Annotated in this window: 14 protein-coding genes; 7 read left to right on the forward strand and 7 right to left on the reverse strand. The window is 60.9% G+C overall.

The genetic code is table 11. From position 1 onward, the window contains the following. Window positions 1-32: 32 nt before the first annotated feature. Window positions 33-1,334, reverse strand: a complete 1,302-nt coding sequence (locus BLU24_RS10695) for an MFS transporter (protein ID WP_093099879.1) — start codon at window positions 1,332-1,334, stop codon at window positions 33-35. Between the two features lie 75 nt (window positions 1,335-1,409). On the opposite strand from BLU24_RS10695, the gene BLU24_RS10700 reads away from it, so the two are divergent. After that, entirely contained in the window at window positions 1,410-2,456 is a 1,047-nt protein-coding gene (locus tag BLU24_RS10700; protein WP_172833259.1) for an FAD:protein FMN transferase, read from the forward strand. Between the two features lie 201 nt (window positions 2,457-2,657). Beyond that, the gene (gene sthA, locus BLU24_RS10705) at window positions 2,658-4,052 is read left to right on the forward strand and encodes a Si-specific NAD(P)(+) transhydrogenase (RefSeq protein WP_090284726.1); all 1,395 of its coding nucleotides are present in this window, start codon (window positions 2,658-2,660) and stop codon (window positions 4,050-4,052) included. 42 nt (window positions 4,053-4,094) lie between these two features. Here sthA and BLU24_RS10710 read toward each other — a convergent pair whose 3' ends face one another. Both BLU24_RS10710 and BLU24_RS10715 read right to left on the reverse strand, forming a co-directional pair. Beyond that, on the reverse strand, window positions 4,095-4,817 hold the full coding sequence (locus BLU24_RS10710) for a glycerophosphodiester phosphodiesterase (protein WP_090284724.1): 723 nt from the start codon (window positions 4,815-4,817) through the stop codon (window positions 4,095-4,097). A 14-nt stretch (window positions 4,818-4,831) separates the two neighbouring features. Beyond that, window positions 4,832-5,413, reverse strand: coding sequence for a PilZ domain-containing protein (locus BLU24_RS10715; RefSeq protein WP_093099882.1), 582 nt, complete (start codon window positions 5,411-5,413; stop codon window positions 4,832-4,834). A gap of 94 nt (window positions 5,414-5,507) precedes the next feature. Between BLU24_RS10715 and BLU24_RS10720 the strand changes: the two genes are divergently transcribed. The 3 genes from BLU24_RS10720 (at window position 5,508) to BLU24_RS10730 (ending at window position 8,757) form a co-directional block, all read left to right on the forward strand. Next, window positions 5,508-6,758, forward strand: coding sequence for a lipoprotein-releasing ABC transporter permease subunit (locus BLU24_RS10720; RefSeq protein ID WP_090284720.1), 1,251 nt, complete (start codon window positions 5,508-5,510; stop codon window positions 6,756-6,758). Next, window positions 6,751-7,449 (forward strand): lipoprotein-releasing ABC transporter ATP-binding protein LolD, encoded by a 699-nt coding sequence (gene lolD / locus BLU24_RS10725; protein WP_093099885.1) that lies wholly within the window; start codon window positions 6,751-6,753, stop codon window positions 7,447-7,449. The genes BLU24_RS10720 and lolD overlap by 8 nt, the downstream gene beginning before the upstream one ends. A 63-nt stretch (window positions 7,450-7,512) precedes the next feature. Next, window positions 7,513-8,757 carry a lipoprotein-releasing ABC transporter permease subunit gene (locus BLU24_RS10730; RefSeq protein WP_093099888.1) on the forward strand — a complete coding sequence of 415 codons (1,245 nt, stop codon included), beginning with the start codon at window positions 7,513-7,515 and terminating at the stop codon, window positions 8,755-8,757. Between the two features lie 73 nt (window positions 8,758-8,830). Here the strand turns inward: BLU24_RS10730 and BLU24_RS10735 are convergent, their stop codons facing one another. Both BLU24_RS10735 and BLU24_RS10740 read right to left on the reverse strand, forming a co-directional pair. Further along, the gene (locus BLU24_RS10735) at window positions 8,831-10,216 is read right to left on the reverse strand and encodes a heavy metal sensor histidine kinase (RefSeq protein WP_093099891.1); all 1,386 of its coding nucleotides are present in this window, start codon (window positions 10,214-10,216) and stop codon (window positions 8,831-8,833) included. After that, window positions 10,216-10,896 (reverse strand): heavy metal response regulator transcription factor, encoded by a 681-nt coding sequence (locus BLU24_RS10740; protein WP_090284711.1) that lies wholly within the window; start codon window positions 10,894-10,896, stop codon window positions 10,216-10,218. The genes BLU24_RS10735 and BLU24_RS10740 overlap by 1 nt, the downstream gene beginning before the upstream one ends. A 163-nt stretch (window positions 10,897-11,059) precedes the next feature. On the opposite strand from BLU24_RS10740, the gene copI reads away from it, so the two are divergent. Beyond that, window positions 11,060-11,593: a copper-resistant cuproprotein CopI gene (gene copI / locus BLU24_RS10745; RefSeq protein WP_093099893.1), complete on the forward strand. Its 534-nt coding sequence runs from the start codon at window positions 11,060-11,062 to the stop codon at window positions 11,591-11,593. 61 nt (window positions 11,594-11,654) lie between these two features. Beyond that, window positions 11,655-12,485, forward strand: coding sequence for an NADPH-dependent 7-cyano-7-deazaguanine reductase QueF (queF, locus tag BLU24_RS10750; protein ID WP_093099895.1), 831 nt, complete (start codon window positions 11,655-11,657; stop codon window positions 12,483-12,485). Window positions 12,486-12,656: 171 nt separating this feature from the next. Here the strand turns inward: queF and BLU24_RS10755 are convergent, their stop codons facing one another. Together BLU24_RS10755 and BLU24_RS10760 are read right to left on the reverse strand one after the other, a co-directional pair. Then, entirely contained in the window at window positions 12,657-12,920 is a 264-nt protein-coding gene (locus BLU24_RS10755; RefSeq protein ID WP_093099898.1) for a DUF4404 family protein, read from the reverse strand. 108 nt (window positions 12,921-13,028) lie between these two features. Then, window positions 13,029-13,649, reverse strand: coding sequence for a phosphatase (locus BLU24_RS10760; RefSeq protein ID WP_093099900.1), 621 nt, complete (start codon window positions 13,647-13,649; stop codon window positions 13,029-13,031). Window positions 13,650-13,709: the final 60 nt, after the last annotated feature.

Consider the following 13,709-nt stretch of genomic DNA (forward strand, 5'->3'; position numbering starts at 1 on the left):
CCTGTGGGAGCTGGCTTGCCAGCGATGGCGTCCTATCGGGCGCCGCCAGGGATCGCTGCCTGCGCCGTACGCAGTTCATGCTTGTTGCCACGGAACAACACCAGCGTCGCGATCAACCCCAGCACCGCCGCGCCACTGAGCCAGATCCCCGGCGCGGCCTTGTTGTCCAGCACATGAATCAGGTAAGTGCACGCCGCCGGGGTGAAGCCGCCGAACGTCGCGGTCGCCAGGCTGTAGGCCAGCGAGAAGCCGGTGGTGCGCACTTCGACCGGCATGATTTCGGTCAGCGCCACGACCATCGCGCCGTTGTACGAGCCGTACAGGAACGACAGCCACAATTCGACGATCAGCAAATGGCTGAAACTCGGATTCGCCACTAGCCACGACAGCGCCGGGTAAGCGGTGAGGATCGCCAGAATCGTCGCCGCGAGCAGCAGCGGCTTGCGCCCGATCCGGTCGGACACCGAACCCATCACCGGCAGCCAGAAAAAGTTCGACAAGCCGATGCACACCGTCACCAGCAACGCATCAAGATCGGACAGCTGCAGTTCAGCCTTGCCGAAGGTCGGCGTGTAGGCGGTAATCAGATAGAACGACACCGTGGTCATCACCACCAGCGCCATACCAGCGATGACGATGCCAAAGTTCTGCCCGATCGAGCGGACAATTTCGCGCAGGGTAGGGCGGTGTTTTCTGGCCTGGAACTCGGGTGTTTCCTCCAGCGAACGGCGAATGACGAAAATCACCGGCACGATCATGCAGCCGATCAGGAACGGCACGCGCCAGCCCCAGTCGCCCATCTGCTCCGGGCTCAGCCAATGGTTTAGGCCGACGCCAAGCAGTCCGGCAAAGACCACCGCCGCTTGCTGGCTCGCGGACTGCCAACTGACGAAGAAACCTTTGCGCCCCGGCGTGGAAATTTCCGCCAGATACACCGAAACACCGCCCAGCTCGACGCCGGCCGAGAAGCCTTGCAGCAAACGGCCGAACAACACCAGCAGCGGTGCGGCGACGCCGAGCGTCGCATAGCCCGGCACGCAGGCGATCAACACCGTACCGGCGGCCATCATTGCCAGAGTAATGATCAGGCCTTTGCGCCGACCGTGGCGGTCGATGTAGGCGCCGAGGAAGATCGCCCCGAGCGGGCGCATCAGGAAACCGGCGCCGAAGGTCGCCAGCGATAGCATCAACGACGCGAAGGCGCTGTCGGTGGGAAAGAAGGTTTTGGCAATGGCCGTGGCGTAAAAGCCGTAGACCATGAAGTCGAACATCTCGAGGAAGTTGCCGCTGACAACACGAAAGATCGCTTTGCCGGTGCCCGGGGTGGTGGACATGGTCGGTTACTCACTGTTTCAATTTTATAAAAAGGCGTGCCGCCCGGCGGGAGCGCACGGGCGCTGTAGTTCATAATGGCCGCCATGGTTTTGCGCAGAGATGAAGATTTGTTAACTGGACGCTGGGCGGGGCTTGTGATGTTGGCGGCGGTGTTGGCCGGCTGCGGCAATGGCGATACCCAGGAGGTGATCGGCGGTGCGACCATGGGCAGCACGTGGTCGGTCAAATATGTGCGCCACGCGGGGCTTGCCGATCCCGCGCAAGTTCGTCGTGAAGTGGAAGGCATCCTCGGCGAAGTCGACCGTCAGTTGTCCACTTACCGCAATGATTCGGACATTGAGCGTTTCAATGCTCTGCCTGCTGACAGTTGTCAGGCCATGCCGGCGTCGGTGCTCGAATTGATTGGTGTCGGCGAAAAACTTTCGATTGAAAGCGAAGGTTCCTACGACCTCACCGTCGAGCCGTTGATGAATCTGTGGGGCTTCGGTCCGCAAGGTCGGCAGGAAAAGATCCCCGCCAGCGCCGCCGTCGCCGAGGTGATGCAGCGTGTCGGCCATCAACATCTACACATCGACGGCGAGCGGTTGTGCAAGGACGCGGCCGTCGAAGTCGATTTCAACAGCCTCGCCGCCGGTTATGTGGTCGATACCATCGCCGCCAGGCTGCAAGCCATGGGCATCGACAATTATCTGGCCGAAGCCACGGGTGAGCTGAAGGCGCAAGGCAGGAAGCTCGACGGTTCGCCCTGGCGCATTGCGCTGGAAGCACCGCTCGATGATCAGCAGGTTGCAGAGCGCGTCATTGATATCGACGGGTACGCGGTCTCGACCTCTGGCGACTACCGTAACTATTTTCTGCAAGACGGCCGGCGCTATTCCCACGCCTTCGATGCCCGCAGCGGTGCGCCCGTCCTACATGATCTGGCGTCCGTCACGGTGATTCATCCTTCAGCGTTAATGGCCGATGGACTATCGACGCTGTTGCTGATTCTCGGCCCGCAAAGGGCAACGGACTATGCCCAAACGCATGACATTGCTGCATTCTTTGTCGAGCGTGCCGATACAGGTTTTGTCATCCGCAGCAGTCCGGCGTTCGAGCGGCTGGTTGGCGCAAAAAACTGACTGAAGATGACACGAAAGCTGGCGTTGTAGTGCAGGCAAAAGTAGCCTACGACGCGACCAAGGGTTAATGTGCGCGGCGTTGACGCTTCTATAGACTGTGTCCGGGTTCTGTACTGGCCCCCAATTGTTCCTTCGCGCCGCCGTTCGGCGTGATTTAGCCGCCGGTGCTGCTGGCACCGCGGCCTGTTCTGAGGAGTACGCATGGCTGTCTACAACTACGACGTGGTGGTACTGGGTTCCGGCCCGGCGGGAGAAGGCGCGGCAATGAATGCCGCCAAAGCGGGGCGCAAGGTCGCGATGGTCGACAGCCGTCGCCAGGTCGGCGGCAACTGCACCCACCTCGGCACCATCCCGTCCAAGGCACTGCGTCACTCGGTGCGGCAGATCATGCAGTTCAACACCAACCCGATGTTCCGCGCGATCGGCGAGCCACGCTGGTTCTCTTTCCCGGACGTGTTGAAAAGCGCCGAAAAAGTCATTTCCAAGCAAGTCGCTTCGCGCACCGGCTACTACGCCCGCAACCGCGTCGACGTGTTCTTCGGCACCGGCAGCTTCGCCGACGAGCAGACCATCGAAGTGGTTTGCGGCAATGGCGTGGTAGAAAAACTGGTGGCCAAGCACATTATCATCGCCACCGGCTCGCGCCCGTATCGCCCGGCCGACATCGATTTCCACCACCCGCGTATCTACGATAGCGACACCATCCTCAGCCTCGGCCACACCCCGCGCAAACTGATCGTTTATGGCGCTGGTGTGATCGGCTGCGAATACGCTTCGATCTTCAGCGGTCTGGGCGTGCTGGTGGAACTGGTCGACAACCGCGGGCAATTGCTGAGCTTCCTCGACTCGGAAATCTCCCAGGCGTTGAGCTACCACTTCAGCAACAACAACATTACCGTGCGCCACAACGAGGACTACGACCGAGTTGAAGGCGTCGACAACGGCGTGATCCTGCACCTCAAGTCCGGCAAGAAGATCAAGGCTGACGCCTTGCTCTGGTGCAACGGCCGTACCGGCAACACCGATCAGCTGGGTCTGGAAAACATCGGCGTCAAGGTCAACAGCCGTGGCCAGATCGAAGTCGACCAGAACTATCGCACCTGTGTAGAGAACATCTACGGTGCCGGCGACGTGATCGGCTGGCCGAGCCTGGCCAGTGCCGCTCACGACCAGGGCCGTTCCGCGGCGGGCAGCATCGTCGACAACGGCAGCTGGCGCTTCGTCAATGACGTGCCGACCGGCATCTACACCATTCCGGAGATCAGCTCGATCGGCAAGAACGAGCAGGAGCTGACCCAGGCCAAGGTCCCTTACGAAGTCGGCAAGGCGTTCTTCAAGAGCATGGCGCGCGCGCAGATCGCCGGCGAGCCGCAAGGCATGCTGAAGATCCTCTTCCACCGCGAAACCCTGGAAGTGCTGGGCGTGCACTGCTTCGGTTATCAGGCGTCGGAGATCGTCCACATCGGTCAGGCGATCATGAACCAGCCGGGCGAACTGAACACGTTGAAATATTTCGTCAACACGACGTTCAACTACCCGACCATGGCCGAAGCCTATCGGGTAGCCGCGTACGACGGCCTCAACCGGCTTTTTTGACGGGCTCCGGCCGGTGGCCTGAGCCGGCCGGGGAGACCGATTTCAGCAATTCTCAAGGGTGGCAGTGGCCAAACCGGGAAAGTCTGTAATCAGGCTGTCAACGCCGAAGTCGGCGAGTCTGCGCATCAGCGCAGGCTCGTTGACGGTCCACACCGACACATGCAGCCCCTGACGCTGCGCCTTCTGCAGGCGTTCCGGCGTACACAGTGTCCAGTTCAGCGCGAGAATTTCACAGCCGTAGCTTGCCGCGACCTTCAACGGGTCGAGCCAGGCGTATTCGGCGACCAGTCCACGCGACACATCCGGCACCAGATCCAGCGCCGCTTTCAGCACCTCCCGCGAACTCGAGGTGATCGTCACCTTGTCGAGCAGGCCATGGCGCTGAGCCATTTCGCGAATCGCCAGCACGGTGGTTGCCGCGCGGGTGCGCGAAGCGCTCTTGACTTCCAGCTGCCAATGCTCGAAATCACACTTCTCGAACAACTCTTCCAGCGTCGGAATCGGGCACGGTTTGACCCAGCCCGGCCCGCCCTTGCGCGCGTCATAGGTGACCAGCTCTGCGGCGGTGTGCTCGACCACCTTGCCGCGCCGGTCGGTGGTGCGCTTGAGCGTCGGGTCATGAATGACCATCAACTCGCCGTCCTTGGACAGGTGCAGGTCCAGTTCGCAGCGGCGCACGCCGTGTGCAAGACAGGCCTGAAAGCTGCTCAGGGTGTTTTCCGGTGCTTCGCCCTTGGCGCCGCGGTGGCCGTAGATAAGGGTCACGGTTCTTCCTTAAGTTAAATGCCTGATTCGTTCTGTTCGCGGGCCAGACGTCGTTCCTGAGCCTGCTTCTGCAAGATATAGCGGGCCAGCAATTGGCGCTGGGCGTCGGTCAAATGTTCGAACTCGGTGCCGACGTCGTAGCCATTGCCCTTGGGATCACAGTGAGTCACCCGGGCGCGCAGCAGCAGGCCCAGGGCCTGTGGCATCAGCACCAGTTTCACCGACAGGTGCGCACCGGTGGCGATAGGTGTCGGGTACTGAAACTCGATGCCGCCTTCGGAGATGACCACCGGTTGCGGCTCGCCGATGTGGCCGAGCACGGTCAGGGCGACCACCTGGCTGAGCAGGTCGATGCGTTTGTTCTGCGATTTGAGGAATGCAGCGATGGCGCGGTCGCGCTCGCTGATCTGGCGCAACAGGTGCTGCGACTCGAATTCGCTCAGGTGCAGTTCGCTGAGCAGGTTGAAGAGTGGGGAAGCATCCTGCAACACTTCCTCGCCTGCGGCTTCGGGAGCGGACAGGGGCCGAATTTCCAGTGCGATCATGTCCTCGATACGGTAGTATTCGCGGCGATCTTCTTCATCTAATGTCGACATGGCGAACCCATGGTAGCGGCGGTGGTCTGAGTGTAAAGCTGGTTATCGACCCCCGCCACAAGGACGTTCCTTTTCCCTCCGAACAAGCCCCGACATGTTCAGACCTCTCTTCGTATTTATCGGCACGCGTTATACCCGTGCAAAGCGCCGCAATCATTTTGTGTCCTTCATTTCCCTGACTTCGATGATCGGGCTCGCCCTTGGCGTGGTCGTGATGATCGTCGTGCTGTCGGTGATGAACGGCTTCGATCATGAGATGCGCACCCGCGTGCTGGGCATGGTGCCCCACGCCACCCTGGAAACCGGCGAGCCGATCAACGACTGGCAGAACCTCGCCGCCAAGGTGAAACAGAATCGGCAGGTGGCGGCAGTAGCGCCGTTCACCCAGATGCAGGGCCTGCTGACCAATAACGGTCAGGTCTCCAAAGTCCTGCTCAATGCCATCGACCCGGCGCTAGAGCGCAACGTGTCGATCATCGACAACTTCATGAAGCAGGGCAAACTCGACGACCTGACGCCGGGCAGCTTCGGCATCGTCATCGGCGACAAGGCCGCGACCAAGCTGGGCGTGGGCATCGGTGACAAGGTGACCTTCGTTGCGCCGGAAGTCAGCGTGACCCCGGCCGGGATGTTCCCGCGCATGAAGCGCTTCACCGTGGTCGGCATTTTCCACGTCGGCGCCGGCGAACTCGACGGCTATCTGGGCGTGACCAACCTGCAGGATCTGGCGAAGATGCATCGCTGGAAAGCCGATCAGGTGCAGGGCCTGCGCCTGAAGTTCGACGACCTGTTCCAGGCGCCGCGCGAGGCGTGGAACATCGCCCAGCAGCTCGGCGAAGACCGTTACTACGCCCGCGACTGGACCCGCACCCACGGCAATCTGTATCAGGCGATCCGCATGGAAAAAGCCATGATCGGCCTGCTGTTGCTGCTGATCGTTGCCGTCGCCGCGTTCAACATCATTTCCACGCTGGTGATGGTGGTCAACGACAAAAAGGGCGACATCGCCATCCTGCGCACCTTGGGCGCGACACCGGGCACGATCATGCGCACGTTCATGGTGCAGGGCACGGTGATCGGCGTGGTCGGCACCGCAATCGGCGCGGTGGTCGGTATTTTCGCCGCGCTCAACGTCAGCGCAGCAATCGCCGCACTGGAAGGCCTGATCGGCCACAAATTCCTTAATGCTGACGTGTATTTCATCGATTATCTTCCTTCGCAAGTGCAGAGCCAGGACGTGGTCATGGTCTGCGCTGCTGCGTTGGTCCTGAGTTTCCTCGCCACCCTGTATCCCGCCTGGCGTGCCGCGCGCACCCAGCCGGCGGAGGCGTTACGTTATGAGTGAGTCGGGCATGAGCGAACAAGCAATTCTGAGCTGCCGCAACCTGGGCAAATCCTATGAAGAAGGCCCGGAGTCGGTGCAAGTGCTGGCCGGCCTGCAACTGGAGTTGCATCCGGGCGAGCGGGTGGCGATCGTCGGCAAGTCGGGTTCGGGCAAAAGTACTTTGCTCAACCTGCTCGGTGGCCTCGATACGCCAACCCAGGGCAGCGTCTGGCTCGACGGCGAAGAACTCTCGGCCCTGAGCGAGAAGAAGCGCGGCCTGCTGCGTAATCGCGCGCTCGGTTTTGTTTACCAGTTCCACCATTTGCTGCCGGAATTCACTGCGCTGGAAAACGTCTGCATGCCGCTGTTGATCGGCAAAACCGCGATCCCCGAAGCGCGTCAGCGCGCCACGGCCTTGCTGGAACGTGTCGGCCTCGGCCATCGCCTTGAACACAAGCCTTCGGAGCTGTCCGGCGGCGAACGCCAGCGTGTGGCTATCGCCCGGGCGCTGGTGAACAATCCTGGCCTGGTGATGCTCGACGAGCCGACCGGTAACCTCGATCTGCACACGGCCGAAGGCATTCAGGATTTGATGCTCGAACTGAGCACTTCGATGCGCACGGCGTTTCTGGTGGTGACTCACGACATGAATCTGGCCCGCCAGATGGACCGCGTCCTGCAATTGCAGGAAGGCTGCCTGACCCCCATCTGACTGGCTGAAACCCGGCGCTCGTAACGGCGCCGGGTCTTTTATTTTTATACGGTGCCCCAGCGAATGTTCAGACCGTTATCGATCTTTATCGGCACGCGCTATACCCGCGCCAAGCGCCGCAATCGCTTTGTTTCGTTCATCTCGATGACCTCGATGATCGGCCTCGCCCTCGGCGTGCTGGCCATGATCGTGGTGTTGTCGGTGATGAACGGCTTCCAGCGCGAGATGAGCTCGCGCATCCTCGGCATGGTGCCGCACGCGACCATCGTCGGCGTCAAGCCGATCGACGACTGGCAGCCGGTGGCCGCTGCTGCAATGAAAAACCCCGAAGTGACGGCCGCTGTGCCATTCACTGAAATGGAAGGCATGCTGTCCTACAAGGGTTCGATGCAGCCGATCCAGATCAGCGGTGTCGATCCGGCGCAGGAAGGCAAAGTCTCGATCGTCGCCCAGCACATCGTGCAGGGCCGTCTCGATGCGTTGAAACCTGGCGAGTTCGGCGTGGTGATCGGTGAAATCACCGCGCGACGTTTCCGCCTGAATGTCGGTGACAAGATCACTCTGATCGTGCCGGAAGTCAGCACCGCACCCGGCGGCATCACCCCGCGCATGCAGCGCTTGAATGTGGTCGGCGTGTTCAAGGTCGGCGCCGAGCTGGATGGCTCGATGGGTCTGATTCACGTCGCCGATGCCGCAACCATGCAGCACTGGCAGCCGAATCAGGTGCAAAGCGTGCGGCTGGCGGTCAAGGATCTCTACGCGGCGCCGAAGGTCTCCTCGGACATCGCCGCTGGTTTGGGCGCCGAATTCAAGGCTGACGACTGGACCCACACCCAGGGCAGCCTGTTCAGCGCGATGAAAATGGAAAAAACCATGATCGGCCTGCTGTTGCTGATGATCGTCGCTGTAGCGGCATTCAACATCATCGCCACGCTGATCATGGTGGTGAACGACAAGGGCGCGGACATCGCCATCCTGCGAACCATCGGCGCCACGCCACGGCAGATCATGGCGATCTTCATGGTCCAGGGCACGGTGATCGGTATCGTCGGCACCATTATTGGCGGCGTGCTGGGCGTGATCGCCGCGCTTAACGTCAGCGAAATGGTCGGCTGGGTCGAGCGCGTCACCGGGCAGCACATCTTCAGTTCAGACGTGTATTTCGTCAGCAACCTGCCTTCGGAATTGCAGGGTGGTGATGTGCTGCTGATCTGCTCGGCGGGCTTTGTTCTGAGCTTCCTGGCGACGGTATACCCGGCGTGGCGAGCGGCGAAGATCGAGCCGGCTCACGCCCTGAGATATTCGTAACCTGAGTGACCGCAATCGCTAGCAGGCTAGCTCCTACATTGGATCTGCGTCGTTCACAAATCCCCTGTGGGAGCTAGCCTGCTAGCGATGAGGCCGGTACAGCTGGCCTCACTTTGCCCTTAGGCAACTCAATCACAAATCGCGTCACCCCAGATTCTGATTCGCAATGAATCTGCCCGCCATGGGCGCGAACGATCGATTGCGTAATCGCCAATCCCAACCCTGCATGTTCACTGCTGCCTTCCTGGCGCGCCGGATCAGCCCGGTAGAAGCGGTCAAACAACCGCGGCAGCAACTCCTCTGAAATTCCTTCTCCACTGTTCTGGATGCAGACGCGAACAGAGTTCGCCTGATCGGCAATGCTCAGCCGCACATAACCTTCAGGCGGGGTAAACCGTAGCGCGTTATCCAGCAGATTCGACAAGGCCCGGCGCAACATGCCGCGATCACCGTCGATTCGCGCTTGGCCCTCTCGACTCAATTCAATCCCGGCGTCCTCCGCCAACGGCGCAAAAAACTCCAGCAGCGCATCGCTTTCTTCCGCCAGCTCCAGCGCTTCGCGCTTGGGCACAAGCAAGCCGTGATCGGCCTTGGCCAGGTACAACATGTCGTTGACCAGTTGCGCCATCCATTGCAATTCTTCGAGGTTGCTGTGCAGCGCTTCGCGATAGTCCTCGAGCGGGCGAGGGCGGGTGAGGGTGACCTGGGTGTGGGTCAGCAGGTTCGACAGCGGCGTGCGCAGCTCATGGGCGATGTCGGCCGAGAACGCCGAGAGCCGCTGAAACGAGTCGTCGAGGCGTGCGAGCATGGCGTTGAAGCTGTGGGCCAATTCGGCAAGTTCGGGCGGCATTTGCGTTTCCGGCAGTCGGGCGTTGAGCGACTGCGCGGAAATCCCCCGGGCCACCGTGCTCATGCGCCGCAACGGACGCAAGCCACTGCGCGCCGCCCAGGCGCCGAGCAACGCGGTGGCCAGCGCTGATAAACCCATGGTCAGCCAGATCAGGCGCTGCATGCGTTGCAAAAAGTGCTGGTGGTGGGTGATGTCCAGCAGCAGGGTCAATTGCGCTGAATCCGCTGTGTCGGGGTAGAGCGGGGCGCGCAGTACGCGGTAATCGATGCCGCCAGTACTGATCGTCGACAGGCCCGGTTGCAACGGCAGGTTTTGCGGAATTTGTGCCGAGCTGTCATACCAGTGCTGGCCGTCGCCGCTGGAGATCCGCAGTGAGAGATCGGCCTGGCGGCTCAGTTCATCTGCCAGGCGCGCGTCGCGTTGAGCGGGCTGAATATCCTGCAAGGCGCGACGCAGGCCGATGAGTCTGGTCTCCAATTGCTGCTGGTCGAGTTCGATGAAATGCGCCTCGCTGGCGCGATTAAACAGCACGCCGGCGAACAGCGACACCACGGCAGTGCAGGCGGCAAACAGCAGGGCCAGACGCGAACTCAACGACAGCCTGCGCATCAGGCGCCACGCTCTTCGAGCACGTAGCCCATGCCGCGCACGGTGTGGATCAGCTTGTCGGGGAAGTCGTCGTCGATCTTCAGGCGCAAACGGCGGATCGCCACTTCGATGACATTGGTGTCGCTGTCGAAATTCATGTCCCAGACCTGCGAAGCGATCAGCGACTTCGGCAACACCTCGCCCTGGCGGCGCAGGAGCATTTCCAGCAGGGCGAATTCCTTGGCGGTCAGGTCGATGCGCTGGCCGCTGCGCTCGACACGGCGGCGGATCAGGTCCAGGCGCAGATCGGCCAGTTGCAGGCTGGTTTCCTGCGGGGTGGCGCTGCCGCGACGCAACAGACTGCGCACCCGCGCGAGCAGTTCGGAAAAGGCGAAGGGCTTGACCAGATAATCGTCGGCGCCGAGCTCAAGGCCGTGAACCCGGTCTTCCACCGCGTCTTTGGCCGTGAGAAAAAGTACCGGCGTATCCAGCCCGGCACTGCGCACTGCCTGGACGATCTGCCAGCCACTGCGCCCCGGCAACATCACGTCGAGGATCAACAAGGCGTAATCACCGCTCAGCGCCAATTGCTGACCGCTGTTGCCGTCAGCCACCAGCTCCGTGTTGAACCCGGCCTCGGTCAGGCCCTGGCGCAGGTATTGGCCGGTTTTCGCTTGGTCTTCGACAATCAACAGTTTCATGGGCGGCTCGGGTGTTTTCCGGTGTGCAAACGATAGCGTTATACCTTGGCCCCACGCGGCAGGTGCCAACCTGACAAAGTTGTAATCTGCCTGTCAGGTGAGTGCCAGCGCATGGCGGCTAGAGTGTCCTACAGGCTGAACCTTATCTTGTTGGAGCATGAACATGTTTTTGCGTAAATCCCCGATGTTGGCCGCCGCTCTGCTGGCGATGAGCGCACCGGTGTGGGCGGCGCCGGCGCACACGTTCGATTTTGGTCAACCCGCGTCGGCCGCCCAGGCTTCTCGCAGCGTTGAGGTGGTCATGGGTGATATGTCGTTCGATCCCAAGACCCTCCAGATCAAGCCCGGTGAGACGATTCGTTTTGTGCTGGTGAACAAGGGCCAGTTGCTGCACGAATTCAACCTCGGTGACGCCGCGATGCATGCCAGGCACCAGCAGGAAATGTTGCAGATGCAACAAAGCGGCATGCTCACGCCTACCGGCATCAAGGAAATGTCCCACGGCATGACCGGCACGGAGCACGCAGCGATGGGCCACGGCATGAAGCACGACGATCCCAACAGCGTGCTGGTCGAGCCGGGCAAGACTGCTGAATTGACCTGGACCTTCAACAAGGCGACGAGTCTGGAATTTGCCTGCAACATTCCCGGGCATTATCAGGCCGGCATGGTCGGCAAATTGACTGTCAGTCAGTAAGCACTGAAAGGCGCGGGCAAAGGCTGGTAGAATCCGCTGATTCTTCAGTCAGGTTTCCGCCATGCATCCCGCAGCCGAACATTCGCCGCTGGGCAAATCCAGCGAATACATCGCCACGTACACGCCGTCCCTGCTGTTTCCGATTCCGCGCACCGCGAAATGGGCCGAGCTTGGCCTGACCGCCGAAACCCTGCCGTATAAAGGCGTGGATTTCTGGAACTGCTTCGAACTGTCGTGGCTGCTGCCCTCGGGCAAACCGGTGGTGGCGATCGGTGAATTCAGCATCCCGGCCGATTCGCCGAACATCATCGAATCGAAGTCGTTCAAGCTGTATCTGAATTCGCTGAACCAGACGTCGTTCGCTGACATCGCCACCCTTGAGGCGACGCTGGTCAAGGACTTGTCCGCCGCGGCCGGCAAACCGGTGGGCGTACGCGTTCGCAGCCTCAAAGAGGTTGAAGCGGAAGGCGTCGTGGCGTTGCCGGGCGTGTGCATCGATGATCTGGATATCAGCGTCAGCAACTACGAACATCCGCGCCCGGAACTGCTGCGTTGCGACGATTCGCGCATCGTCGAGGAGAGCGTGCACAGCCATCTGCTCAAATCCAACTGCCCGGTGACCAGCCAGCCGGACTGGGGCAGTGTGGTGGTGGAATATCGTGGCTCGGCGCTGGATCACGCCAGCCTGCTGGAATATATCGTCAGCTTTCGCCAGCATTCGGATTTTCATGAGCAGTGTGTCGAGCGGATTTTTCTTGATCTGCAGCGTCTTCTGAAACCAGAAAAGCTGACGGTGTTTGCACGTTACGTGCGTCGTGGCGGCCTGGATATCAACCCGTATCGCAGCACCGAAAGCGTACAGCTGCCGAATCACCGCCTCGTGCGTCAATAAAGATCAACTGTAGGAGTGAGCCTGCTCGCGATAGCGGTGTGTCAGCTGACGATGATGTTAACTGACACACCGCTATCGCGAGCAGGCTCACTCCTACAGGGGAATGCATTGCCAAAGTTGAATGAAAAAGCCCTGCCATCGCTGGCAGGGCTTTTTTGTGCGGCGGGGGATTCAGATGCCCATGCTGCCCAGGGTGTTCATGATGTTGCGCAGGGTGCCGGCGATGGCGGGGTGTTCGACTTCGAAGCGCTCGACCGCCAGATTCACGCCATCGGCGATACTCGCGTCCTGTGTGGCAGTTTCCAGTTGAATTTCCGATTCGATCTGCGCCATCAGCGCACGCAAATCCTCACGCTCGGCGTCCGACAGCGGTGGATTCTGTTCCAGCTGCTCGCGCAGGGTATCGAGCTGTTTTTGCAGTTCTTGGGCGGGCATGGTGGTTTCCTTTTATCAATAGGCACTGGCATTGACCGCAGCCGCGCGCCAAAGGTCGGTGACTGACCTTTAGATTAATCCACTCACGCCAAACCTGCATGATCCGGATCAGGGCTTTTCGCCTTTGAGGCGGCGCAGGTTGATGTCCGCCAGGCAGGTGTCGAGCTCGCCCAGATGATCGATTACCGAATGCACGCCAAGAGCGAATAGTTGCATCGTCGCCTTGCCACGCAACAACTCGCGCTCCTTCTGGCCCAATGCTTGCCATTCCACAGGCGTCAGCCCGCAGAGTGAACCGCAGGAGGCGAGGCCGATGGTCCATAGCCCAGCGTTGAGGCCTGATTGCAGCAATCGCGGTTCGCCACTGACCAGTACGCAACCATCAAGGCTTTCGACGTTCAACGCCATCAGCGCTTGCCAACAAGCGTTGGGCGCTGGCCATGGAATTGTTGTTGCCGAATGTTGCGCCGGTTTGATCCAGGGCGGCAGCGTGGCTGACAACGACTGCGTCAGGGCGGCGGGCAGCTCATCCAGCCAGGCACAGGGAATCTGCTGGCGCCGCAAGCTGCGCAAGCTGTCGAGCGCACCCGGCGTGGCCTCGGCGTGCTCGGGCAGGGCGCTTGCCTGTTGCCGTGCGCGCGCGCCGAAATCCACCAGGCAACCGCTCAGGCCAAACAGCACGGCAGTCAGGCTCGAGGCGGCGAGGGGCAAGGTTTCGGCGTGAGTCATGGCAACGTCCCTGAAATAACGCTCAGGCTAGGGTGCGTCGGTGACAGTTGGATGACAATG

Origin of the sequence: Pseudomonas sp. Z003-0.4C(8344-21) (assembly GCF_900104975.1) — a bacterium.
GTDB classification, from domain to species: domain Bacteria; phylum Pseudomonadota; class Gammaproteobacteria; order Pseudomonadales; family Pseudomonadaceae; genus Aquipseudomonas; species Aquipseudomonas granadensis.